The sequence below is a fragment of the Pseudotabrizicola sp. genome (genome assembly GCF_030656345.1).
Lineage (GTDB): Bacteria > Pseudomonadota > Alphaproteobacteria > Rhodobacterales > Rhodobacteraceae > Pseudotabrizicola.
Window position 1 is genome coordinate 20,825 of record NZ_JAUSNR010000036.1, and the last position, 21,635, is coordinate 42,459.

Sequence of the window (21,635 nt, forward strand, 5' to 3'; positions counted from 1 at the left end):
AAAAGCCCCAGACACCGGCGGCGCTGGGGCTTGTGGGTTGGCCGGTTACTCCACGGCAGCTTGGGCTTTCTTGCTTGAGCCTTTTGGCGCAAAGCGGGCGGCTAGGCGCATGGAGGCGGTTACCAGGCGTTGGTAGAAGGCTGGAAACAGGCGCTGCATGCCATCCAGGGCGTAGGCATCCGGGCCGATCAGGATGCGCCTCTTGTTTGCCAATGCGCCGTTGATGATCACCTGGGCAGCTTTCTCCGGCGTGGTGCGCAGCAACTGGTCGTTGAACTGCTGGCGTGCCTTATCAGCATCCTGACCGGTGACGCTGCTCAGGCTGGCGTTCATCCGCGCGGTCTTGGCGATATTGGTCTTGATCCCGCCGGGGTGCACGCAGCTGGCCGATACGCCGCAATCGGCCATGTCCAGCTCCTGGCGTAGCGCCTCGGTAAAGCCGCGCACGGCGAATTTGCTGGCGTTGTAGGCGCTCATGCCCGGTTGAGCGAACAGACCAAACACGCTGGAAACGTTGACGATATGGCCCTGACCGCTGGCCTTGATATGCGGTAGGAAGGCTTTGGTGCCATTGACCACGCCCCAGAAGTTGATGTTCATGATCCACTCGTAGTCGGCGTAGTCATTGCCTTCCACGGTGCCGCCCTGGGCTACGCCGGCGTTGTTGAAGATCGCGTTGACCCGGCCGAACTCGGCCACCACCTGGTCCGCCCAGGCATGCACCGCTTCACGGTCGGCAACGTTGACCAGGGTTTCGCTGACCTGCACACCGAGCTTGCGCGCCTGGGCGGCGGTTTCCGCCAGGCCTTCAGCATTCACATCGGAGAGCGCTAACTGGCAACCCTGGCGGGCCAGACCGAAGGCCAGGGCGCGGCCGATGCCGGAACCGGCGCCGGTGATGGCGGCTACCTTGTTTTCAAACGACTTCATGCGCTGGCCTCCTGGGCAGTCAACTGGATAGCGCTGTTCTGCGCCGGGTGTGCCGCGTGTTTACGGCTGAAATGATAGGCCGCTGGGTCAAAGTTGCGCGTCAGCAGACGGAAGCGCCAGGTAAAGCCCGGCCATACCGTGCAGTTGCGGCCACTGACCGGATGCAGGTACCAGCTGGTGCAGCCGCCGGCATTCCACACGGTGTTGCCCAGGCTGCCCTGCAGCTTGCCGTTGAATTTATCCTGCACCGCCTGTTTGACTTCCAGGCTTTGCAATTCTTGCTCACCAACCAGCTTGAGCGCGCCAAGCACGTAATGGATCTGCGACTCGATCATATAGACCATCGAGTTGTGGCCCAGACCGGTGTTTGGCCCCATCAGGAAGAACAGGTTGGGGAAACCGGCAGTGAGTGTGCCTTTGTAGGCCTGCGGGCCTTCCGGCCAGGTGTCGAGCAGGTCGACGCCGCCACGGCCAAACACCACGCCACGTGGCAATGGGTCGCTTGGGGTGAAGCCGGTGCCGAAGATGATCGCGTCAATCTCGCGCTCTTTGCCATCCACGGTGCGGATGCTGCCGCTGCGGATTTCCTCGATGCCGTCGGTGATCAGGTCGACGTTGGGCTGGGTCAGCGCCGGGAAGTAATCGTTGGAGATCAGCACGCGTTTGCAGCCCATCAGATAATCCGGGGTGACCTTGGCGCGCAGGACCGGGTCCTTGATCTGCTTGTTGATATACCACTTGCCGACCTTCTGGGCGATGGTCATCACCTTGGGCAGCATGGCAAAGCCGATCACCCGGCTTTCCAGCAGGGCGTAGATGGTGCCGCGCCAGAGTTTTTGCAGCAGCGGGAAGCGCTTGAAGCGGTTGCGTTCACGCTCGCTGATAGCGCGGTCTGGCTTGGGCATGATCCACGGCGCGGTGCGCTGGTACAGATCGAGCTGGCTGACCTGCTTCTGAATCTGCGGCACGAACTGGATCGACGAGGCGCCGGTGCCGATCACCGCAATGCGTTTGCCGGTGAGGTCGTAGCTGTGATCCCACTGCTGCGAGTGGAAGACCTTGCCGGTGAAGTCGCCCAGGCCCTTGAGCGCCGGAATCGATGGGGTGGACAGCGCACCCATGCCGGAGACCACAAACTGCGCGGTGTAGCTGTTGCCGGCGCGGTCACTGATCTGCCACAGCTCCTGCTGCTCATCCCAGGCCAGGCGGGTGATCTCGGTGTTCAGCTGAGTGTGATTCTGCAGGCGGTACTTGCTCCAGCAGCCTTCCAGGTAACCCTGGATTTCTGGCTGCTTGGCAAACATGCGCGTCCAGTTGGGGTTCTGCTCGAACGAAAAGGAATACAGATGCGATTGCACGTCACAGCCACAGCCCGGGTAATTGTTCACCCGCCAGGTGCCGCCGACGCCGGCTTCTTTCTCGAACAGCAGGAAGTCATGTTCACCGGCCTGCTTCAGGCGGATGGCCATGCCCAGGCCGGAGAAGCCCGTACCGATAATGGCGACCTTGCAGTGGCGGGTGGCAGAAGGGGGTGAGACGGGTGCATTCATGGCCAAGCTCCTGTTATGTTTATTGCTGGCGTATACAGCTGTATACCAAGGTAGACAAATGTATACTCGCCAACAAGCAGCATTCTCACAAGCCAACTTTTAGGTAGGGTTCGTCATGCAGGCAGATGCCAGCGAGCAGCAGCCAGCCGCAGAAAAAGCCAGCGAGGCCCCAGGCAAGACCCTGTTACTGGAGGCCGCGTTACGTCTCACCTCAACCAGCCGCAGCCTGAGCAATCTGGGCCTGCGTGAGCTGGCCCGTGAGGCCGGGCTCAATCCCAATACCTTCTATAGGCACTTCAAGGATGTCGATGACCTGGGGCTGACCGTGATCCGCCAGATCTCCACCCAGCTGCGTCAACCGCTGCGCGATCTGCGCCGTGAAGCCGCTGAGCGGGCTGTGCAGTCGACTCAGGCAAGCTCGCCGATGTTGTTTGGCATCGACCTGCAACGCGGTCGGCGGGTGTGCCATGAAACCGTGCAGCTGTTCTTTGATTTCGTCGCGCAAAACCCCGAGGCCTTTATCATCGGCGTGCGCGAGCTGCATGGCGCCTCGGCCGTGCTGCGCGCGGCGCTGCAGGAGGTGATGGATGAGTTTGGCGCGGACATGGCCGAGGACATCATCGCCTTCAAGCTGCTGCCGGAAATGGTCAACCCAGCGGTGGTGCTGCAGGTGTCGAACCTGATCAGCCGCAACCTGTTCCAGCTGTCGCTGGACTATATCGGCCAACCCGAGCGGCAAGCGGCAATCTGTGCACTGGCCGAGGAGCAGGTCGTTATGCTGTTTACCGGGGCCAGCGTGTTGCAGGGGCTGGGGCAGCTCAAGTTGCCGGTGGATTAAATTTCAATGGAGATCGGCAGCATGGTGTCATTGCCTCTGTTCGGCGGCTGCGCGTGCGGCAGTGTGCGCTACCGCCTGGAAAGTCTGCCCACCGAGACTGGTTACTGCCATTGCCGTATCTGCCAGAAATCAGGTGCTACACCTGCCATGCCCTGGGCCATGGTGCCTGGTGCGGCACTGCATTACCTGAGTGGTGATATCGGTGTATTCCGTTCCAGCACCCGTGGAGAAAGGCGCTTCTGTCGTGATTGTGGTACTCCGTTGGAGTATCGCGAGCAGGGCCGTGAAGAGGTTGGACTCAATAGCGTGACGCTTGACCATCCCGAGTGGTTTGCGCCGCAGAAACACATTTGGTATGCGTCGCGCTTACCCTGGTTTGAGCTGGCCGACGATTTGCCGCGTTTTGCCGGGGAAGGTTGATGCGGGGGCTGCAGAGCCCCCGGCATCTGTCGGGTATCAGTTGTTAAAGCCCAAACGCTGCCGCCAGCGCAGTTCCAGTGCTTTGCTGTCGTGGTCAAAGGGGTGGAAGCCGGGGCGGTAGTAGTCCAGGTACGATGGAATCAGCTTGGTCAGAAAGCCATTGCGTGGGCCGAACAGCATCTTCAAACCCTTGCCCCAGCTGCGCCAGTTGAACAGTTGGCCGTCTTTGCGCAGCAGGTGCAGTTGGAACCAGCCGATCACGCCGAAGAAGATCACGGTGGCAATCGCCATCATGCCGACGCGGGTGAAATAGCCGCCGTAGACCTTCTGGTACACGTCGTAGCAGACCGCCTTGTGCTCGTTCTCTTCAATCGCATGCCACATCCACAGCTGGTACAGCTTGGGATCGTTCATCTGGGTGGTCAGGTCTTCGCGCTGCAGCAGTTGCTCGGCCATGGTTGCGGTGAAGTGCTCCAGGGCGCAGGTGGCGGCCAGGCGCTGTTTCTTGGTGGTGATCTTGGTGACCCACTCCAGAAGCACCTTGATGCGCAGTTCCAGCAGTTCCAGGTCGATATTGTGCTCGGCGGCGTAGTCGTTATAGGCCGCGTGTTCCTTGGAGTGCATGGCTTCCTGGCCGATAAAGGCGCTGATGTCCTTCTTCAGCTGCGGCTCGCTCACCTGTTCGCGCACGGCGCGCACACTGTCGACGAAGAACTTTTCGCCATAGGGAAACAGCGACGACAGGTTGTTCATGAAGTGGCTCATAAAGGGGTCGCCGGCAAACCAGAACTTCTGGCTTTCATCAAAGGTGAAGTCCATGCGACGCACGGGAAAGCTGGCGGTTGGGGTGCTGGTTTTGGCTGTCATAAGGGCGACTCCTCGGCATCTTGGTCGCGGTTCGCGACCGCTCTTGTTATGGGGCTTGGGACGACAGGCTGGGCTGTCTTGGGCCGTGATTTATCTTTAGCCGAGGGCGTTTTTGGCGCGAGGTCATTCCTGGCCAGGGCAGCCGGAATTGCGCCAACTTATGGATAGTTGTCGGACAGTTGGCTGCGAGGGATCGCGTCTATGACGCAGCAGCCGGTGCTGATCCCGAGGGCCTGTAATCTCGCCGAGTGGATGCTACGCAGTCTTGCCGGGCGTAGGCGCGGGCCGTGCCCGCGATGGCTTTGCCGAACATGCCATTCGCGGCCATGGGCCGCTCCTACAAATTCCCTGAGCCCACAACCTCAAGAGGCTTATCCGGGAACTGTGCCTCAGCGTTGCTGGCGCAGCTCGGCGACTTCGGCGCGCAGGGCGCGCAGTTCATCGAGCAGCAATTGCTCGGTGGGTGAAGGTGGCGCCAGTTTGGCTTCCTGCTCATGGGTGGTCTGCATGGCATTGACCACCACGGCGATAAACAGGTTGAGCATCATAAAAGTGGCAATCAGGATAAATGGCAGGAAATACAGCCACGCCAGCGGGAACTGCTCCATCACCGGGCGCACGATACCCATCGACCAGCTTTCCAGCGTCATCACCTGAAACAGGGTGTAGAGGCTGGCACCGAGGCTGCCAAACCACTCGGGGAAGGCTGCGCCAAACAGTTGGGTGGCCATTACTGCCGCTACGTAGAACACCAGGCCGAGCAGCATGGCGATGCTGCCCATGCCCGGTAGCGAGGACAGCAGCGCCTCGACCACCCGGCGCATGTTCGGGTTGATCGAAATCAGCCGCAGCACGCGCAACACGCGCAGCGCACGCAGCACGGCGAATGGCCCGCTGGACGGCACCAGCGCCACGCCCACCACCAGGCAGTCGAATACCGCCCAGGGATCACGCAGCAGGCCCAGGCCGCGAGCGATAAAGCGCAGCGCCAGTTCCAGGATAAACACCGCGAGAATCAGTTTATCCAGCATCAGCAGCAACTCGCCCCAGTTGGCCATCAGCCCAGGGTAGGTCTGGATGCCGAGAATCGCTGCGTTGAGGATGATCAGGGTGGTGACCAGGCGGGTGATGGCTGTGCTTTCCATCAGCGCGCCGAGGCGCAGACGCCAGTGGCTGGGCGTGGGGCTTATTGGGGTTTCATTCATGGCGTGTAGGGTACTTGTGTAAACAGTGGGCGAGTAGTTCGCGAAGGTCCGCCAGGCCCGGACATGCAGCGCTGTCGTCAGGGCCTTGGGGCGGTTTTATTGGTCGTTGAGAGCGAAACTGGTCAGGGCGAAAGTCGGGATGCCACGGTCCTGCAGTTTCTGTGAGCCGCCCAGCTCGGGTAGATCGATGATTGCGGCGGCTTCGATGATGCTCGCGCCCATACGCCGTACCAGCTGTGCAGCAGCCAGCAGGGTGCCACCGGTGGCGATCAGGTCATCGAAAATCAGCACCTTGTCGCCTTCGCAGAGGCTGTCGGCGTGCACTTCCAGTTTGGCTTCGCCGTACTCGGTCTGGTAGCTCTCGCTGAGTACGTCGGCGGGCAGCTTGCCTTGCTTGCGGAACAGGATCAGCGGTTTGTTCAGCTCATAGGCGATGATCGAACCGATCAGAAAACCGCGCGCATCCATGGCGCCGATATGGCTGAAATCTGCTTCGACGTAACGCTGGATAAAGCTGTCGGCGACCATACGCAGGGCACGTGGTGACTGGAACAGCGGGGTGATGTCGCGAAAGATCACCCCCGGCTTGGGGAAGTCCACCACCGGGCGGATCAGGGTTTTGATGCTGAATTCGTCGAAGATCATCGGCTAGGTCCTGCGCTATGCGGGTCGATCAGCCCTCAAGGTTGCCGCCGGCCAATGCGCACAGCTCGATGGGATCGAGGATATGCACTTCCTTGCCTTCGGCTTCGAGCAGCTTGTTCTGTTGGAAGCGGGTAAATACCCGCGATACGGTCTCCACCGCAAGGCCCAAATAGTTACCAATTTCGTTGCGCGACATGGCCAGACGGAACTGATTGGCCGAGAAACCACGGGCGCGGAAGCGCGCCGAGAGGTTGACCAGGAAGGTGGCGATGCGCTCGTCGGCGGTTTTCTTCGACAGCAGCAGCATCATTTGCTGATCGTCGCGGATCTCGCGGCTCATGACGCGCATCAACTGGCGGCGCAGTTGCGGCAGTTGCACCGACAGCTCGTCGAGGCGCTCGAAGGGGATTTCGCACACCGAGGTGGTTTCCAATGCCATGGCTGACACCGGGTACGCGTCACTGTCCATGCCGGACAGGCCGACCAGTTCGCTGGGCAGGTGGAAACCGGTGATCTGCTCATCACCGCTGTCGCTCAGGCTGAAGGTTTTCAGCGCCCCGGAACGCACGGCGAAGACAGAGTTGAAGGCATCGCTCTGGCGGAACAGGAATTCGCCCTTTTTCAGTGGGCGGCCGCGTTTGACGATTTCGTCGAGGGCGTCCATGTCTTCCAGGTTCAGGGACAGCGGCAGGCACAAACTCGCCAGGCTGCAATCCTTGCAATGGGCTTGGTGTGGGCTATGCAACTTGATGCTTTCGGACATCGCTGGCGATCCTGAGGGTAAACACACAATAGCTGTAAGGTTACAGCAGGGGGCAGGGCAGGGCCACTAAGACGCAGTCTGATCGAATGTTCAAGTTTTAATCGGTGCGGCCGATAAACCAGGCGGCTTTGAATATCTGCAAGGAGCGTTCGTATGCGTCTGGAATCGACCCAATTAAGCACCCGCATGAACCTGTCGCTGGAGCGCAAGAGCGCTGCGGCCGAAAGCGGTGTGGAGAGCAGCGAGGCGGACAAGCAGGCGTTGCGCGACAGCCTGCGGGTAAGCCTGTCGGAGCTGGGCAAGGCACGCTCCGCCGCCGCAGAGAAGAACCGCGATATTGATGAGAGCAGCCTGCCGGATGTGCTCAAGGACCTGCTCAAGCGAATCCGTGAGATCAAGGCGCAGATCGAGGCGAAGAAAGCCGAGTTACAAGAGGTCATGCAGGACCAGAGCCTCGATCCCGAGGCTAAACGCATAAGGATCGAAGCGCTGCAGGGTGAACTGGCCTCGCTGCAGGGCGCCCTGAGCAGCGCCAACGCGACGCTGATCAAGACTATGCGTGAGCAGGACCTCAGTGATCAACAGATGCAGGAAGTGGCCGGCCTGGTGATGAAATAAGCCTCGGCTCGTATAGTCGGCAGCCTGCTAGATCACCCGGGAAAAACGTTGCTGGTTTAATTCGCTGAGGTAGCGATCAAACAGCATGCACAGCGAGCGCACCAGCAGACGGCCCGCTGGCCGTACTTCGATGCCCAGGGCATTCAATTCGATCAGCCCGTCACTGGCCATCTGCTGCAGTTGCGGCCAGACCTCGGCAAAGTAACTGCGAAAATCGATGGCGTAGGTCTGTTCGATAGCGGCAAAACGCAGCTGAAAATGACAGATCAACTGCTGAATCACGGCACGGCGCAAACGGTCGTCTGCGTCACAGTGCAGGCCGCGCACGGTGGCCAGTTCGCTGTGGCCGAGGCTGTCCTGGTATTTGCTCAGGTCGCTGTTGTTCTGACAGTAGAGATCGCCAATCTGGCTGATCGATGACACCCCCAGGCCGATCAGGTCGCAGTGGCCGTGGGTGGTGTAGCCCTGGAAGTTGCGTTGCAGGCTGCCATCTTCCTGGGCGCTGGCCAGTTCGTCGTCGGGCAGGGCGAAGTGATCCATACCGATATAGCGGTAACCGGCGGCGCTCAGTTGCTCGATGCTGGCCTGCAGCATGGCCAGCTTGTCACCGGGGTTGGGCAGGTCGCTGGTGTTGATTCGCCGCTGCGGCATAAAGCGCTCCGGCAGGTGGGCGTAGTTGAACAGCGAGAGACGATCAGGCTGCAAGGCAATCACTTCAGCCACGGTGTGGGCAAAGCGCTCCGGGGTTTGCAGCGGCAGGCCGTAGATCAGGTCGATGTTTATCGAGCGGAACTGCAGGGTACGCGCAGCTTCGACGATGGCGCGGGTTTCTTCCAGGGTCTGTAAGCGATTGACTGCTCGCTGCACGGCTGGGTCGAGATCCTGCACGCCCAGGCTGACGCGGTTGAAGCCCAGCTCGCGGAGCAGGCCCATGGTCGACCAGTCGGCTTCGCGCGGGTCGATCTCGATGCTGTAATCGCCGCTGTCGTCATCCAGCAGATTGAAGTGCTGGCGCAGGTGGCCCATCAGGTGGCGCAGTTCATAGTGACTAAGAAAGGTCGGCGTACCGCCGCCGAAGTGCAGCTGCTCGACCTTCTGCTGCGGGTCGAGATGACGGCTAATGATCTCGATTTCGCGTTCGAGCTTTTCCAGGTAGGGCTGGGTGCGGCCACGATCCTTGGTGATCACCTTGTTGCAGGCGCAGTAGTAGCAGATGTGTGCACAGAACGGGATGTGCACATACAGCGACAGCGGCCGCAGCGCCTTGCGGCTGCCGCGCAGGGCATGCAGCAGGTCGAACTGGCTGACGCGCTCATGAAACTGCACGGCGGTCGGATAGGAGGTGTAGCGCGGGCCGGCCTGGTCGTAGCGGCGGATCAGAGTGCTGTCCCACTGGATGGCGTTGAGCATGGAAAAAATCCTGGAAAGGCAGTGGGGCCAGTCTAGGGAGGCAGATGGGCGGGGGCCTTGACCTGAATCAAGGGTGCGTCGAGCGCTGGGGTGTTGTGACTCCGTAGCCCGGATGCAATCCGGGAACAAGGTGCCGGCGATCCCCGGATTGCATCCGGGCTACACCCTTCTCGTCTCAGTGGCCCATCAGCCAGTGCTGGTGCGGGCCGGGCATTGTCCACAGGCCGAAGAGGATTACCAGAATACCGCCGGCCATGCGCACGCCTTGTCTGCGCAGCAGGGCGGTCAGGCGTTCGGCAGCCATGCCAGTGGCAAGCAGCACTGGCAGGGTGCCGAGGCCGAAGGCCAGCATCAGCGCTGCGCTGCTCAATGCATTGCCCTGGCTCGCGGCCCACAGCAGGGTGCTGTAGACCAGGCCGCAGGGCAGCCAGCCCCACAGACTGCCGAGCACCAGGGCACGCGGCAGGCTGGTGACCGGCATAAAACGCCGGGTCAGTGGCTGGATATAGCGCCACAGGCCACGACCGAGGGCTTCAATACGGGTCAGGCCGCTCCACCAACCGGCCAGGTACAGGCCCATGGCAATCAGCAGTAACGCCGCAATCACGCGCAGGCCCATGACCAAAGGGCTATTGGCAACTGCCCAGCCGGCCAGGCCGAGCAGTAGGCCGGCCAGGCTGTAACTGAAAATGCGCCCCAGGTTATAGGCCAGCAGCAGCTGAAAGCGCTGTGCGCGCCGCTCGGGTGGGATGGCCAGGGTCAGTGCGCCCATCAGGCCGCCACACATGCCCAGGCAGTGGCCGCCACCGAGCAGGCCGAGGATCAGCGCTGAAACCAGCAGTGGCAGCAGCTCAAGCACCGCGCTTGTCCTGTTCGGCCTGAGGCTCGTCGAGTTGCTGCACCTGGCTTACGGCTGCAGTGTGCTTGGGGTCTTCGTCGTCGAACAGGATGCTGTGGGCTGGACCGTCGAGGTCGTCGTACTGGCCACTGTCCACCGCCCAGAAGAACAGCCAGATGGCGAAGCCGACCAGGGCAATGGCCACCGGGATCAGGATATAGAGCGCGGGCATAAGGTCTCCGGGTACGGCTTGGGTGTAGGGTGGATCGGGGCGCGTAGCTGTCGCTTTTTACATCCACCGGAGCAACGTTGTGGTGGATCGGTGAAGCGTGATCCACCCTACGTGCGAGTCAGGCGCAGGGCGTTAACCACCACCAGCAATGAGCTGACCGACATACCCAGCGCGGCCAAGATGGGGGTGATCCAGCCAATAGCGGCGAAGGGCAGCACCAGGCCATTGTACAGGCTGGCCCAGGTGAGGTTCTCGATGATGATGCGGCGGGTTCGTTGCGCCATGTGTAGCGCCTGCACCAGGCTGCTTAGGCGGTTGGAGAGCAGCACGGCGTCGGCGCTGGTTTTCGCCAAGTCGGTGGCGCTGCCCATGGCCACGCTGATATCGGCGGCGGCCAATACCGGCACATCGTTAACCCCATCACCGAGCATCAATACCCGGCGGCCCTGGCTGTGCAGCTGCTTCAATACGTCCAGCTTGGCATCTGGGGTGAGGCCGCCACGGGCGTCAATGATGCCTAGCTGGCGCGCCACTTCGCCGACCATCGGCGAGCTGTCGCCGGACAGCAGCATAATCTGCCAGCCTTTGGCCTTGGCCATGTCGATCAGTTGCGGCGCGTCTTCGCGTAGGCGGTCATTCAACACGAACCAGGCCAGCGGCCCTTGCTCATCGCCCAGCAGCAGCCATTGGCCGTGCTCACCGGCAATCGTCGGCGCGGGTTGCGCACTCAGCGCGCAGACAAAGCCCGCCTCGCCGATGCGCAGCACGCGGCCGCTAACCCGTCCTTGCAGGCCCAAGCCCGGATGGCTGTCGACCGCTTCTGCGGCTTCTGCAGCCTGGCCGAAGGCGCGGGCAATCGGGTGTTCGGAGCGATTTTCCAACGCAGCGGCCAGGGCCAGGCAGCTGTCGGCATCCAGCTCGCGCAAAGGGTGAATGGCGCTGAGAGTCAGGCGGCCTTCGGTGAGGGTGCCGGTCTTGTCCAGCACCAGGGTGTCGATCTGGTTCAGCCCTTCCAGCACGTGGCCACGGGTCAGCAGCATACCCAGCTTGTGCAGTGAGCCGGTCGCTGCCGTCAGTGCCGTGGGTGTGGCCAGCGCCAGCGCGCAAGGGCAGGTGGCCACCAGCAGGGCCAGGACGATCCAGAACGCGCGGGAGGGATCGAGCTGCCACCAGACCAGGCCGACGATGGCTGCCACCACCAGGACGATCAGCAGGAACCACTGCGCGACCTGATCGGCCAGTACCGCCAAGCGCGGTTTGTCGCTCTGCGCGCGCTCCAGCAGGCGAACGATGGCCGACAGCCGCGTGGCATCGCCCAAGGCCTGCACTTCGACGCTCAATGGTCCTTCGACATTCAGAGTGCCGGCGGTAACGGCATCGCCGGCCTTGCGCGGCTGCGGCAGGTATTCGCCGGTGAGCAGCGATTCATCGACGCTCGACTGGCCCTGAACAATCCGTCCGTCAGCCGGCAGTAGAGCGCCAGGCGGCACCAGCACCTGATCGCCGATACGCAGTTCGCTGAGCAGAATGCGCTGGCTCTGACCGTCGGCAGCCAGGCGTAGACAGGAGGCTGGCAGCAGGTTGACCAGCTGTGAGGTGGCGGCGGCCGTGCGTTCGCGGGCGCGGCGCTCCAGGTAGCGGCCGGCCAGCAAAAACAGGGCGAACATGCCTACTGCATCGAAATACAGCTCGCCCTGGCCGGTCACCGTCGACCAGATGCCGGCGATATAGGCACCGCCAATCGCCAAGGACACCGACACATCCATGGTCAGGTGGCGGGTGCGCAGGTCACGCAGCGCACCACGGAAGAACTGGCCGCAGCAGTAGAAGACAATCGGCGTGGTGAGAAACAGGCTGACCCAGCGCAGGATCTTGTCCAGCTCAGGGCTGAGGTCGATGTTGAATTCCGGCCAGGTGGCCATGGTCGCCATCATCACCTGCATCCACAGCATGCCGGCCACGCCCAGTTCGCGCATGGCGCGGCGGTTCTCGCGCTGCAGCTGTTCTGCGGCGGCATCGGCCTGCCAGGGGTGGGCGGCGTAGCCGATTTTGCGCAGTGCCTTGAGCAGGCTGCTGAGCGGCAGTTGGCTGTCAGCCCAGCGCACCTGCAGGCGGTGGTTGGACAGGTTGAGGTGCGCCTCGCTGACGCCGGGCAGAGCGCGCAGGTGCTTTTCAATCAGCCAGCCACAGGCCGCGCAGCTGATGCCCTCGATCAGCAGGCAGGTTTCGCTGAGTTCGCCGTCATGCTCGACAAACGGCTGCTGCACGTCGCTGCGGTCATACAGCGCCAGCTCATCGGGCAGCGCTTGGGGCAGGCTTTGCGGGTTGGCGGCGCTTTCGCTGCGGTGCTTGTAGTAATGCTCCAGGCCGCCGCTGACGATGGCTTCGGCCACTGCCTGACAGCCCGGGCAGCACATCTCGCGGGTCGCGCCCAGTACCTGGGCCTGGAAACGGCTGCCGGCGGGAACCGGCAGACCACAGTGATAGCAGGGAGTCGGGCTGGCCATCGGTGCGCTTATTGAGCATCCCCGAGAAGGATGTTCTGCCCGCTTTGCACGTTTTCTTCCTCAAACAGGCGCCAGTCCTTGCCACCTTCCTGGCCGATCAGCTCGACAAAGCGCCGGCCTTGCACGGCGTCGATCATCTGTCCGCTGTAGCTGCCATCGGCCTGAGGTTGCAGGATCACCCGGCGGTCGCGCTCGGGTTGGGTCGGCGATATCAGATTGAGCACCAGCTGCTGCGGACGGCTATTGCCGCTCAGCTGCAGGGTGGCGGTGCCGTTGTCATCGTTGAGCAGCAGGCTGGCGTGCAGCTTCAGGCGAATGGCGTGGTTTTCCCGCTCCAGCGACTGGTTGATGCCCTTGCCGACGTCGTAATAGTCATCGGAGATCAGCCCTGGCGGGTTCTTCGTGGCGATGGTCAGCAGGGTCAGCCCCTGGACCACTGAATAGGCCAGCAGGCCAATCAGGAACCAGGGCCAGAATTGCTTGTACCAGGGCTTGATGATTTCGGCGTTCTTTTCAGCTATGGGTTCAGACATGGTCTTCTCTAATCAGCGCACGCTGGGGCCGATAAAGCGGCTGGCGGCGTCGGTTTTGATGCTTGGGTCATCCGCCGAGTGCAGGCGGAAGGTGATTTCATTGGTGCTCGAAGGTAGTTTTTCCGGGTCGATGGACAGCTCGACAGGCAGCGACAGCACCTCGCCAGCGATTGCCTTGATCTCGCGCTTGCCTTCGTACACCAGGCCGTCAAGGCCGTCGGCTTCGATCAGGTAAGTGACCTCGTGCTGGGCCTTGTTCATGATCTTCAGGGTGTAGACGTTCTCGATCCGGCCCTCTTCGTTTTCGCGGTAAAGCACGCGGTCCTTGAGCACATCCAGTTCCACCAGCGAGCGGTCGGCAACTGCCCAGGCAAATACGCAGAACATCGCGACCAAAGCTACGGCGTAACCAATCAGGCGTGGTCGTACCAGTTGGGTTTTCTGCCCGGAGAGGTTGTGCTCGGTGGTGTAGCTGATCAGCCCTTTGGGGTAGTTCATCTTGTCCATGATGCTGTCGCAGGCGTCGATGCAGGCCGCGCAGCCGATGCATTCGATCTGCAGGCCGTCGCGGATGTCGATGCCGGTAGGGCAGACGTGCACGCACATTTTACAGTCGATGCAGTCGCCCAGGCCTTCGGCCTTGTAATCGGCATCGCGCTTGCGTGGGCCACGGTGTTCGCCGCGCCGCGGGTCGTAGGAGACGATCAGGGTGTCCTGGTCGAACATCACGCTCTGGAAGCGCGCATAGGGGCACATGTAGATGCACACCTGCTCGCGCAGGTAGCCAGCGTTGCCGTAAGTAGCGACAGTAAAGAAGCCGACCCAGAACAGCGCCCAGCCGCCTGCTTGCAGGCTGAACAGCTCGGGGATCAGTTCGCGGATTGGCGTGAAGTAGCCGACGAAAGTGATCGCGGTAACCAGCGATACGCCGACCCAGATGCCGTGCTTGGCCAGTTTGCGCAGAAATTTCTGCGTGGTCATCGGGCTCTTGTCGAGCTTCATGCGTTGGTTGCGATCACCTTCGGTGACCTTTTCCGCCCACATGAATACCCAGGTGAATACGCTTTGCGGGCAGGTGTAGCCACACCACACGCGGCCGGCGAACACGGTGATAAAGAACAGACCGAAGGCGGCAATGATCAACAGCGCCGAGAGCAGAACGAAGTCCTGCGGCCAGTAGGTGGAGCCGAAAATATAGAATTTGCGCTCCGGCAGGTTCCACCAGACGGCCTGACGGCCATTCCAGGTCAACCATACGGTGCCGAAGTACAACAGGAAGAGGGCTGCGCCACCGAGCATGCGCAAGTTGCGGAAGATGCCAGTGAAGGAGCGGGTGTAGATTTTTTCGCGGTTGGCGTACAGGTCAACAACTTCGACCTTGGCCGGGGCAGGGGTGACGTCTTTAACTGGAATCTGTGCACTCATCAGTTCGTACCACGGCGGTTGATTGGCTGCCCTGGTCGATACGTGCCGGCCGGGGTCATACGGGCTCTTGCGCTATGGTACGCCTGACGATTGCCTGACAGGTGCGACCTGCGGTCGCGCCTGTCAGGCAGGAGAATTACTTCTCGGTTTTTGCGTGCGACAGGCTGTACACGTAAGCCGCCAGCAGATGCACCTTATCGTTGCCCAGGAAGTCAGCCTGGGCGGGCATCTTGCCGTTGCGGCCATAGCGCAGAGTTTGTTGCACCTGAGCAAAGCTGGAGCCGTAAAGCCAGACTTTGTCGGTCAGGTTGGGGGCGCCCATGGCCTGTTGGCCCTTACCTTCAGCGCCATGACAGACTGCACAATTGGTCGCGAAGATGTCTTGACCTGCGGCAAGATCAACCGCGATACCTTCCGGGTTTTTCAAACCGGACAGGCTGCGGATGTAACCGGCCACGTTGCGGATGCCTTCTTCGCCGATGCTGTCTTTCCACGCTGGCATGGCTGCCTGACGGCCGCCCATGATGGTGGTCTTGATGGTTTCTGGCTCGCCGCCATACAGCCAATCATTGTCGGTCAGGTTCGGGAAGCCATAAGCGCCCTTGGCGTCGGAGCCGTGGCAGACCGAGCAGTTGGAAGCAAACAGGCGACCGCCCATTTTCAACGCTTGCTCGTCCTGGGCCACTTGCTCGATTGGCATGGCGGCATATTTGGCGAAGATCGGCCCGTACTGGCCTTCAGCCTTGGCCATCTCCTTTTCCCACTGGTGCACACCGGTCCAGCCTGCATTGCGCTCTACACCACCGGCAATTTGGATATTGGTGGCGAAGGGGGTCTTGGCCTCGCTGTCGAGGTAGTCGTAGCCCGGCAGCAGACCTTTCCAGTTACCCAGGCCCGGGTAGAGCGCCAGGTAGCCGAGGGCAAAGATGATGGTGCCGACAAACAGCATGAACCACCACTTGGGCAGCGGGTTGTCGAACTCTTCGATACCGTCGAACTCATGCCCAACGGTTTCTTCGGTGGTTTCTTCGCGCTGGCCCTTACGGGTGCCGAAGATCAGCCAGGTCAGGGCAAAGATGGTGCCCAGAGACAGAATGGTTACGTACCAACTCCAGAACGTGGTCATTGGTTATTGCTCCTGGAAGATTGCTCGTCACGCTCATTGGGTTTGGGATCGTCGGCGAAGGGCAGGTTAGCGGCCTCGTCGAAGCTGGATTTACGCTTGCTGCTATAGGCCCAGAGCACCACGCCAATAAAGGCAACGAACACCACTGCTGTGCCTATGCCGCGAATCATCCCGATATCCATGTGCGTTACCGTTTGTTCTTGATGGATGTGCCGAGAACCTGCAGGTACGCAACCAGTGCGTCCATTTCGGTCTTGCCTTTTACTGCGTCCTTGGCCCCAGCGATGTCTTCATCGGTGTAAGGGATGCCAAAACCACGCATGACTTCCATCTTCTTGGCGGTGTCCTTGCCGTCGAGTTTGTGCTCGACCAACCAGGGGTATGCCGGCATCTTCGACTCCGGCACCACGTTGCGCGGGTTGTACAGATGCGCACGTTGCCATTCATCCGAGTAACGACCGCCGACGCGGGCCAGGTCCGGACCAGTACGCTTGGAACCCCACAGGAAGGGGTGGTCCCAGACGCTTTCACCGGCTACCGAGTAGTGGCCGTAACGTTCGGTTTCAGCACGGAACGGACGGATCATCTGCGAGTGGCAGCCGACACAGCCGTTGGCGATGTACACATCGCGGCCTTCCAGTTGCAGCGCGGTGTAAGGCTTGAGGCCTTCCACCGGCTCGTTGGTAACGTCCTGGAAAAACAGCGGAACGATTTGAGTCAGGCCGCCGATGCTGACGGCCAGAACCATCAGCAGCGCCATCAGGCCAATATTCTTCTCAAGGATTTCGTGTTTCATCAGTGCGCGCTCCCTGCTGTGAGTTGGGCGGCAGGAATCTGTGCGGCTGCTTCGTATTCCGAAGCCTTGGCGGCACGCACGGTGCGGTAGGTGTTGTAAGCCATCAGTAGCATGCCGGCGACGAAGAAGGCGCCACCAATCATGCGCACCACGTAACCCGGGTGGCTGGCTTCCAGCGCTTCAACGAAGGAGTAGGTGAGGGTGCCGTCTTCGTTGACTGCACGCCACATCAGGCCTTGGGTGATGCCGTTGACCCACATCGAGGCGATGTACAGCACGGTGCCGATGGTGGCCAGCCAGAAGTGCGCATTGATCAGGCCAACGCTGTGCATCTGTGGACGACCGAAAACCTTAGGCAGCAGGTGGTACAGCGCGCCAATGGAGATCATCGCCACCCAGCCGAGCGCGCCGGCGTGAACGTGGCCGATGGTCCAGTCGGTGTAGTGCGACAGGGCGTTGACGGTTTTGATCGCCATCATCGGACCTTCGAAGGTCGACATGCCGTAGAACGCCAGCGATACCACCAGGAAGCGCAGGATTGGGTCGGTGCGCAGCTTATGCCAGGCGCCCGACAGGCTCATCATGCCGTTGATCATGCCGCCCCAGCTTGGTGCCAGCAGGATGATCGACATCGCCATACCGAGGGACTGCGCCCAATCCGGCAGTGCGGTGTAGTGCAGGTGGTGCGGACCGGCCCAGATGTACAGGGTGATCAGCGCCCAGAAGTGCACGATGGACAGGCGATACGAGTAGATCGGACGCTCGGCCTGCTTGGGCACGAAGTAGTACATCATCCCCAGAAAGCCGGTGGTCAGGAAGAAACCTACTGCGTTGTGGCCGTACCACCACTGGATCATCGCATCCTGCACGCCAGAGGTGACCTGCACCGATTGCGAGCCGAAGAACGACACCGGGATCGCCATGTTGTTCACAAGATGCAGCATGGCAATGGTGATGATCATCGCCAACAGGAACCAGTTGGCGACGTAGATATGGGGTTCCTTGCGCTTCATCAGCGTGCCGGCAAACACTGCCAGAAAGGCGACCCAGACCACTGTGATCAGGATGTCCACATACCAGACCGGTTCGGCATATTCCTTGGACTGGGTTGCGCCCAGCACATAGCCGGAAGCCGCAAGCACGATCACCAGCTGCCAGCCCCAGAACACGAACCAGCCCAGATTGCCGCCCCACAGCCGCACGGCGCTGGTGCGCTGCACAATGTAGAACGACGACATGATCAGCGCGTTGCCGCCAAAGGCAAAGATCACCGCACTGGTGTGCAGCGGGCGCAGTCGGCCAAAGTTGCCCATGCCCTGCAACGCTTCAAAGTTCAGCCAGGGCCAGGCCAGCTGGCTGGCGATCACCACGCCGACCAGAAAGCCGACGATGCCCCAGAACGCGGTGGCGATCACGCCGGCGCGCACGACCCCGTCCATATATTCGTTGCGGTTGACGGTTTTCACCTCGTCCATGCCGCGCAGCACCACCAGAAAGATGATGCTCGCCGCCAGCATGACCGTGACCGCGTTGACCAGATAGGCCAGGTCACGGGCGTAGTTGGCCGCAATTGCCGCACCTACCGCCAGCAGACCAAGCACGACCAGTTTCAGATAATCCCACATTTCACGTCCCTTCGTCCTTGGCTGGATCTGCCCCCGGCATGATTCGGGTGCCAGTCCGCGCGCTTACCGACAGATCTGCTTGTGCGCGTGAAGACCCCTCCGGTCCTTGATCCATATCAACCAAACGTCACCAACTGCCTGATAAAGATCAATGCGACGTCATCACTCAGCCCCCGGCTTCGCGATCAGGACCGGGACGCAGGGACGCCGGAAAACAGGAGGGATCCATGACCTATAAATCCATCTTTACCGTTGCCACCCACACCGCGCAGGTGCCGCAGACTATCGCTGCAGCGGCAAGGCTGTGCGCGCAGACCGATGCGCATCTGGACATTCTGGCGCTGGGGGTTGACCGGACGCAGATCGGCTATTCCTATATCGGATCGGGGGCCGTCTTGTTGCAGGTGTCGCAAGAGCGTGCCGAAAGTGACGCCCTTGCGCTGGAGGGCGCGGTCAAGGCTGCCCTTGCCGCCGAAGCCCCCGGCCTGCGCGCCAGTGTCGAGGCGGCGGTGACCCAGATCGGCGCGATGACCGATCTGGTCGCGCAGCGCGCGCGCTTTGCCGATCTGGTGGTGCTGGCGCGGCCCTATGGCAAGGAACAGGGAGTCGAGGCGGAAGCCGTCGTCGAAGCCGCACTGTTCGAAGGCCGCGCCCCGGTTCTGGTGCTGCCGGAAACCGGGCTGACCCACGCGGTGCCAAAGCGGGTGGTGGTGGCCTGGAACCAGAGCCGCGAGGCGATGGCGGCGGTGCGCGCCGCGCTGCCCTTGCTCAAACAGGCCGATCAGGTGGCGATCACCGTAATCGATCCGCCGGTACATGGGCCCGAACGGTCAGACCCCGGCGGCATGCTGTGCCAGATGCTGGTGCGCCACGGCGTGCGGGCCGAAGTGACGGTGCTGGCCCGCAGCCTGCCCCGCGTGTCGGATGTGTTGCTACGCCATCTGCGCGACAGGGATGCCGATCTGCTGGTGATGGGGGCCTACGGCCATTCGCGGTTCCGCGAGGCCATTCTGGGCGGGGCCACCCGCAACATGCTGGAACAATGCACCGTGCCGGTGCTGATGGCGCACTAAGGCTGGTACATGCCGGGGGCGGTTTGCCCCCCGGCATGGGAGCCGGAGCCAGCACCCTAAACCAGAAATCCGCCGTCGCTGTCGTCGCCGGTTTCATCCATCAGCGCGTCGATCGACGGGATGGTGACCTGCCGCTTGCCATCCAGCGTGATGATGCCATCGCGTTTAAGCGCACTCATCTGTCGGCTGACGGTTTCCAGCGTCAGGCCAAGGTAGTCGGACATTTCCTCACGCGTCAGCGGCAGATCAAACGTGATCGACGCCATGGCCGCGCGGGGTTCTTTCAGGCTGGCATCGCGGCGGGCGATGATGGCGAGCAGACTGGCGATTTTCTCGCGCGCGGTCTTGCGACCCAGCAGCAGCATCCATTCGCGGGCGGCGTCCAACTCGTCCAGCGTCATCTCCAGCAGACGCTGCGCGATATGCGGCGTGCTGGCCATCAGCTCCTCAAACGGTTTGCGTCGGAAGCAGCACATCACCAGATCGGTGGTGGCGGTCACGTCATAGGCGGCAGAGGAACGCCCGGGGCGGCCAACAAAATCCGACGGCAGCAGCAGGCCCACCATCTGGCGGCGACCATCTTCCATGGTCTGGGTCAGCGTGGCGATGCCGGTGACGACCGAGGCCACAAAATCCATCTTGTCACCCGACCAGATCACAGTCTGACCGGCCTGATAACTGCGGTAATATTTGATCTGTTCCAGCTGTGACAGCTCATCCGCTTCGCAGCGGGCACAGACGGCCCGGTGCCGGATCGGGCAATCGCCGCAATCCTGCATCTGGGTTCGGATTTCACGGTGGACGGACATGGCCACCCTTTCCCTATTTGATCTGCATCAAGGCAGATCTGGTTCTGTGCGGCGAAGATACGGGAATGAGATATGAACCGCAACTTGCCCGGCTTGGTCTGTTTGACGCACGCGTGCCGCGTTACACCAGCTACCCCACAGCACCGCATTTCGGCGGATCGGTGGATCATACGCTGTTTACCACCTGGGTCGAGGCTATTCCCGCAGGATCTGCGATATCGTTATATTTGCATGTGCCGTTCTGCCGCAGGCTGTGCTGGTTCTGCGCCTGCCGCACCCAGGGCACCCAGAGCGAAGCGCCGGTGATCGCATATGTGGCGACTCTGCTGGCCGAGATTGCCCTGTTGCGGCGGCACCTGCCGCAGGGCGTGACGCTGTCGCGGCTGCATTGGGGCGGCGGGACGCCCACACTGTTGCCCGCAGCACAGATCGAACGGTTGGCGGCGGCGGTGTTCGAGGCGGTGCCTCTGGGCGCAGGGGCGGAGTTTTCGGTCGAGATTGACCCGAACGAGATTGATGCCGCGCGGCTGGATGCGCTGGTGGCGGCGGGGATGAACCGCGCCTCGATCGGGGTGCAGGATTTTGACCCGCTGATCCAGAAAACCATCGGGCGCGCGCAAAGCTATGAATTGACACGCGACGTGGCAGACATGATCCGCGACCGGGGGGTGCGCAGTCTGAACGCCGATATCCTGTACGGGCTGCCGCACCAGACCACGGCGCGGATGATCGATTCGGTGGAAAAGCTGCTGACCTTGTCGCCTGACCGGGTGGCGCTGTATGGCTACGCCCATGTGCCGTGGATGAGTCGGCGCCAGCAGATGATCCCGTCTGACACCATGCCGACCCCGCAGGAACGCCTGCGCCTGTTTGAGACGGCCGCAGAGCTGTTCAACGCCGATGGATATACCAGCGTCGGCATCGACCATTTCGCCCGCCCGGACGACGGCTTGGCGCGGGCCTTGGCGGCGGGGACGCTGCGGCGGAATTTTCAGGGCTATACCGATGACACGGCCCCGGTGCTGATCGGGCTGGGCGCATCATCGATCAGCCGGTTTCCGCAGGGATTTGCGCAGAATGTCAGCGGCACATCCGATTACACAAAGGCGATCCGGGCCGGGCGTTTTGCCACGCATCGCGGCCATGTTTTTGCCGGAGAAGACCAGATGCGCGCCCGGATCATTGAGGCGCTGATGTGCGATTTCCACGTCTCGCGCGCCGAGATCCTGCGCGATTTCGACTGCACGCCGGACCGGCTGGACGCGCTGCTGCGCAGCGCGTCCGAGGCGTTTGGCGGGATGGTCACGGTGGATGCGGACGGGCTGACGATCCCGCCTGCCGCGCGCCCGCTGACGCGCATGGTGGCGCGCGCCTTTGACGCCTATAGCCAGACAGCGGCGCAGCATTCCATAGCGGTCTGACCCT

General features: G+C 61.7%; 22 protein-coding genes. 5 read left to right on the forward strand and 17 right to left on the reverse strand.

Going from position 1 to position 21,635, the window contains the following annotated elements:
• Positions 1–45 precede the first annotated feature (45 nt).
• Together Q7J44_RS19095 and Q7J44_RS19100 are read right to left on the reverse strand one after the other, a co-directional pair.
• On the reverse strand, positions 46–930 hold the full coding sequence (locus tag Q7J44_RS19095) for an SDR family oxidoreductase (RefSeq protein ID WP_304882681.1): 885 nt from the start codon (positions 928–930) through the stop codon (positions 46–48).
• Positions 927–2,480 carry an NAD(P)/FAD-dependent oxidoreductase gene (locus tag Q7J44_RS19100; RefSeq protein WP_304882682.1) on the reverse strand — a complete coding sequence of 518 codons (1,554 nt, stop codon included), beginning with the start codon at positions 2,478–2,480 and terminating at the stop codon, positions 927–929. Before Q7J44_RS19100 ends, Q7J44_RS19095 begins: the two co-directional genes overlap by 4 nt.
• 115 nt (positions 2,481–2,595) lie before the next feature.
• Between Q7J44_RS19100 and Q7J44_RS19105 the strand changes: the two genes are divergently transcribed.
• On the forward strand, positions 2,596–3,318 hold the full coding sequence (locus Q7J44_RS19105) for a TetR family transcriptional regulator (protein WP_304882684.1): 723 nt from the start codon (positions 2,596–2,598) through the stop codon (positions 3,316–3,318).
• Between the two features lie 6 nt (positions 3,319–3,324).
• Positions 3,325–3,738 (forward strand): GFA family protein, encoded by a 414-nt coding sequence (locus Q7J44_RS19110; RefSeq protein WP_304882686.1) that lies wholly within the window; start codon positions 3,325–3,327, stop codon positions 3,736–3,738.
• Between the two features lie 36 nt (positions 3,739–3,774).
• Here Q7J44_RS19110 and Q7J44_RS19115 read toward each other — a convergent pair whose 3' ends face one another.
• From Q7J44_RS19115 to fnr, 4 genes are all read right to left on the reverse strand, one after another.
• Positions 3,775–4,605: a metal-dependent hydrolase gene (locus Q7J44_RS19115; RefSeq protein ID WP_304882687.1), complete on the reverse strand. Its 831-nt coding sequence runs from the start codon at positions 4,603–4,605 to the stop codon at positions 3,775–3,777.
• Positions 4,606–4,994: 389 nt separating this feature from the next.
• The gene (locus Q7J44_RS19120; RefSeq protein WP_304882689.1) at positions 4,995–5,810 is read right to left on the reverse strand and encodes an ion transporter; all 816 of its coding nucleotides are present in this window, start codon (positions 5,808–5,810) and stop codon (positions 4,995–4,997) included.
• Positions 5,811–5,906: 96 nt separating this feature from the next.
• Positions 5,907–6,455, reverse strand: a complete 549-nt coding sequence (locus Q7J44_RS19125; protein ID WP_304882691.1) for an adenine phosphoribosyltransferase — start codon at positions 6,453–6,455, stop codon at positions 5,907–5,909.
• A 28-nt stretch (positions 6,456–6,483) separates the two neighbouring features.
• Complete coding sequence (fnr, locus tag Q7J44_RS19130) at positions 6,484–7,218, reverse strand: fumarate/nitrate reduction transcriptional regulator Fnr (protein ID WP_304882693.1); 735 nt, start codon at positions 7,216–7,218, stop codon at positions 6,484–6,486.
• 153 nt (positions 7,219–7,371) lie between these two features.
• On the opposite strand from fnr, the gene Q7J44_RS19135 reads away from it, so the two are divergent.
• Positions 7,372–7,836 carry a hypothetical protein gene (locus tag Q7J44_RS19135; RefSeq protein WP_304882694.1) on the forward strand — a complete coding sequence of 155 codons (465 nt, stop codon included), beginning with the start codon at positions 7,372–7,374 and terminating at the stop codon, positions 7,834–7,836.
• Positions 7,837–7,863: 27 nt separating this feature from the next.
• Here the strand turns inward: Q7J44_RS19135 and hemN (Q7J44_RS19140) are convergent, their stop codons facing one another.
• From hemN (Q7J44_RS19140) to ccoN, 10 genes are all read right to left on the reverse strand, one after another.
• Positions 7,864–9,246 carry an oxygen-independent coproporphyrinogen III oxidase gene (gene hemN, locus Q7J44_RS19140; RefSeq protein WP_304882696.1) on the reverse strand — a complete coding sequence of 461 codons (1,383 nt, stop codon included), beginning with the start codon at positions 9,244–9,246 and terminating at the stop codon, positions 7,864–7,866.
• A gap of 175 nt (positions 9,247–9,421) precedes the next feature.
• Positions 9,422–10,105: a sulfite exporter TauE/SafE family protein gene (locus Q7J44_RS19145; protein ID WP_304882697.1), complete on the reverse strand. Its 684-nt coding sequence runs from the start codon at positions 10,103–10,105 to the stop codon at positions 9,422–9,424.
• Positions 10,098–10,316, reverse strand: a complete 219-nt coding sequence (ccoS, locus tag Q7J44_RS19150) for a cbb3-type cytochrome oxidase assembly protein CcoS (RefSeq protein ID WP_304882699.1) — start codon at positions 10,314–10,316, stop codon at positions 10,098–10,100. Before ccoS ends, Q7J44_RS19145 begins: the two co-directional genes overlap by 8 nt.
• A gap of 107 nt (positions 10,317–10,423) precedes the next feature.
• Positions 10,424–12,823, reverse strand: a complete 2,400-nt coding sequence (locus tag Q7J44_RS19155) for a heavy metal translocating P-type ATPase (RefSeq protein WP_304882701.1) — start codon at positions 12,821–12,823, stop codon at positions 10,424–10,426.
• An 8-nt stretch (positions 12,824–12,831) separates the two neighbouring features.
• Positions 12,832–13,356: a FixH family protein gene (locus Q7J44_RS19160; protein ID WP_304882702.1), complete on the reverse strand. Its 525-nt coding sequence runs from the start codon at positions 13,354–13,356 to the stop codon at positions 12,832–12,834.
• Between the two features lie 12 nt (positions 13,357–13,368).
• Positions 13,369–14,781, reverse strand: coding sequence for a cytochrome c oxidase accessory protein CcoG (gene ccoG / locus Q7J44_RS19165; protein ID WP_304882704.1), 1,413 nt, complete (start codon positions 14,779–14,781; stop codon positions 13,369–13,371).
• Between the two features lie 136 nt (positions 14,782–14,917).
• Entirely contained in the window at positions 14,918–15,907 is a 990-nt protein-coding gene (ccoP, locus tag Q7J44_RS19170; protein ID WP_304882706.1) for a cytochrome-c oxidase, cbb3-type subunit III, read from the reverse strand.
• Positions 15,904–16,089 carry a cbb3-type cytochrome c oxidase subunit 3 gene (locus tag Q7J44_RS19175; protein WP_304882708.1) on the reverse strand — a complete coding sequence of 62 codons (186 nt, stop codon included), beginning with the start codon at positions 16,087–16,089 and terminating at the stop codon, positions 15,904–15,906. The genes ccoP and Q7J44_RS19175 overlap by 4 nt, the downstream gene beginning before the upstream one ends.
• Positions 16,090–16,094: 5 nt before the next feature.
• Positions 16,095–16,703: a cytochrome-c oxidase, cbb3-type subunit II gene (gene ccoO, locus Q7J44_RS19180; protein WP_304882710.1), complete on the reverse strand. Its 609-nt coding sequence runs from the start codon at positions 16,701–16,703 to the stop codon at positions 16,095–16,097.
• Entirely contained in the window at positions 16,703–18,328 is a 1,626-nt protein-coding gene (ccoN, locus tag Q7J44_RS19185) for a cytochrome-c oxidase, cbb3-type subunit I (protein ID WP_304882712.1), read from the reverse strand. The genes ccoO and ccoN overlap by 1 nt, the downstream gene beginning before the upstream one ends.
• A gap of 227 nt (positions 18,329–18,555) precedes the next feature.
• Between ccoN and Q7J44_RS19190 the strand changes: the two genes are divergently transcribed.
• Positions 18,556–19,401: a universal stress protein gene (locus Q7J44_RS19190; RefSeq protein ID WP_304882714.1), complete on the forward strand. Its 846-nt coding sequence runs from the start codon at positions 18,556–18,558 to the stop codon at positions 19,399–19,401.
• A 56-nt stretch (positions 19,402–19,457) separates the two neighbouring features.
• On the opposite strand, the gene fnrL is transcribed toward Q7J44_RS19190, so the two are convergent.
• Positions 19,458–20,210, reverse strand: coding sequence for a transcriptional regulator FnrL (gene fnrL, locus Q7J44_RS19195; RefSeq protein WP_304882716.1), 753 nt, complete (start codon positions 20,208–20,210; stop codon positions 19,458–19,460).
• A gap of 65 nt (positions 20,211–20,275) precedes the next feature.
• Between fnrL and hemN (Q7J44_RS19200) the strand changes: the two genes are divergently transcribed.
• Positions 20,276–21,631, forward strand: a complete 1,356-nt coding sequence (gene hemN, locus Q7J44_RS19200) for an oxygen-independent coproporphyrinogen III oxidase (RefSeq protein ID WP_304882718.1) — start codon at positions 20,276–20,278, stop codon at positions 21,629–21,631.
• Positions 21,632–21,635 lie beyond the last annotated feature (4 nt).

Bases quoted from the DNA above. Each gene is read 5' to 3' on its own strand.
- Q7J44_RS19095 (WP_304882681.1), bottom strand. From the start codon at position 930: ATGAAGTCGTTTGAAAACAAGGTAGCCGCCATCACCGGCGCCGGTTCC.
- Q7J44_RS19100 (WP_304882682.1), bottom strand. From the start codon at position 2,480: ATGAATGCACCCGTCTCACCCCCTTCTGCCACCCGCCACTGCAAGGTC.
- Q7J44_RS19105 (WP_304882684.1), top strand. From the start codon at position 2,596: ATGCAGGCAGATGCCAGCGAGCAGCAGCCAGCCGCAGAAAAAGCCAGC.
- Q7J44_RS19110 (WP_304882686.1), top strand. From the start codon at position 3,325: ATGGAGATCGGCAGCATGGTGTCATTGCCTCTGTTCGGCGGCTGCGCG.
- Q7J44_RS19115 (WP_304882687.1), bottom strand. From the start codon at position 4,605: ATGACAGCCAAAACCAGCACCCCAACCGCCAGCTTTCCCGTGCGTCGC.
- Q7J44_RS19120 (WP_304882689.1), bottom strand. From the start codon at position 5,810: ATGAATGAAACCCCAATAAGCCCCACGCCCAGCCACTGGCGTCTGCGC.
- Q7J44_RS19125 (WP_304882691.1), bottom strand. From the start codon at position 6,455: ATGATCTTCGACGAATTCAGCATCAAAACCCTGATCCGCCCGGTGGTG.
- fnr (WP_304882693.1), bottom strand. From the start codon at position 7,218: ATGTCCGAAAGCATCAAGTTGCATAGCCCACACCAAGCCCATTGCAAG.
- Q7J44_RS19135 (WP_304882694.1), top strand. From the start codon at position 7,372: ATGCGTCTGGAATCGACCCAATTAAGCACCCGCATGAACCTGTCGCTG.
- hemN (WP_304882696.1), bottom strand. From the start codon at position 9,246: ATGCTCAACGCCATCCAGTGGGACAGCACTCTGATCCGCCGCTACGAC.
- ccoS (WP_304882699.1), bottom strand. From the start codon at position 10,316: ATGCCCGCGCTCTATATCCTGATCCCGGTGGCCATTGCCCTGGTCGGC.
- Q7J44_RS19155 (WP_304882701.1), bottom strand. From the start codon at position 12,823: ATGGCCAGCCCGACTCCCTGCTATCACTGTGGTCTGCCGGTTCCCGCC.
- Q7J44_RS19160 (WP_304882702.1), bottom strand. From the start codon at position 13,356: ATGTCTGAACCCATAGCTGAAAAGAACGCCGAAATCATCAAGCCCTGG.
- ccoG (WP_304882704.1), bottom strand. From the start codon at position 14,781: ATGAGTGCACAGATTCCAGTTAAAGACGTCACCCCTGCCCCGGCCAAG.
- ccoP (WP_304882706.1), bottom strand. From the start codon at position 15,907: ATGACCACGTTCTGGAGTTGGTACGTAACCATTCTGTCTCTGGGCACC.
- Q7J44_RS19175 (WP_304882708.1), bottom strand. From the start codon at position 16,089: ATGGATATCGGGATGATTCGCGGCATAGGCACAGCAGTGGTGTTCGTT.
- ccoO (WP_304882710.1), bottom strand. From the start codon at position 16,703: ATGAAACACGAAATCCTTGAGAAGAATATTGGCCTGATGGCGCTGCTG.
- ccoN (WP_304882712.1), bottom strand. From the start codon at position 18,328: ATGTGGGATTATCTGAAACTGGTCGTGCTTGGTCTGCTGGCGGTAGGT.
- Q7J44_RS19190 (WP_304882714.1), top strand. From the start codon at position 18,556: ATGACCTATAAATCCATCTTTACCGTTGCCACCCACACCGCGCAGGTG.
- fnrL (WP_304882716.1), bottom strand. From the start codon at position 20,210: ATGTCCGTCCACCGTGAAATCCGAACCCAGATGCAGGATTGCGGCGAT.
- hemN (WP_304882718.1), top strand. From the start codon at position 20,276: ATGAGATATGAACCGCAACTTGCCCGGCTTGGTCTGTTTGACGCACGC.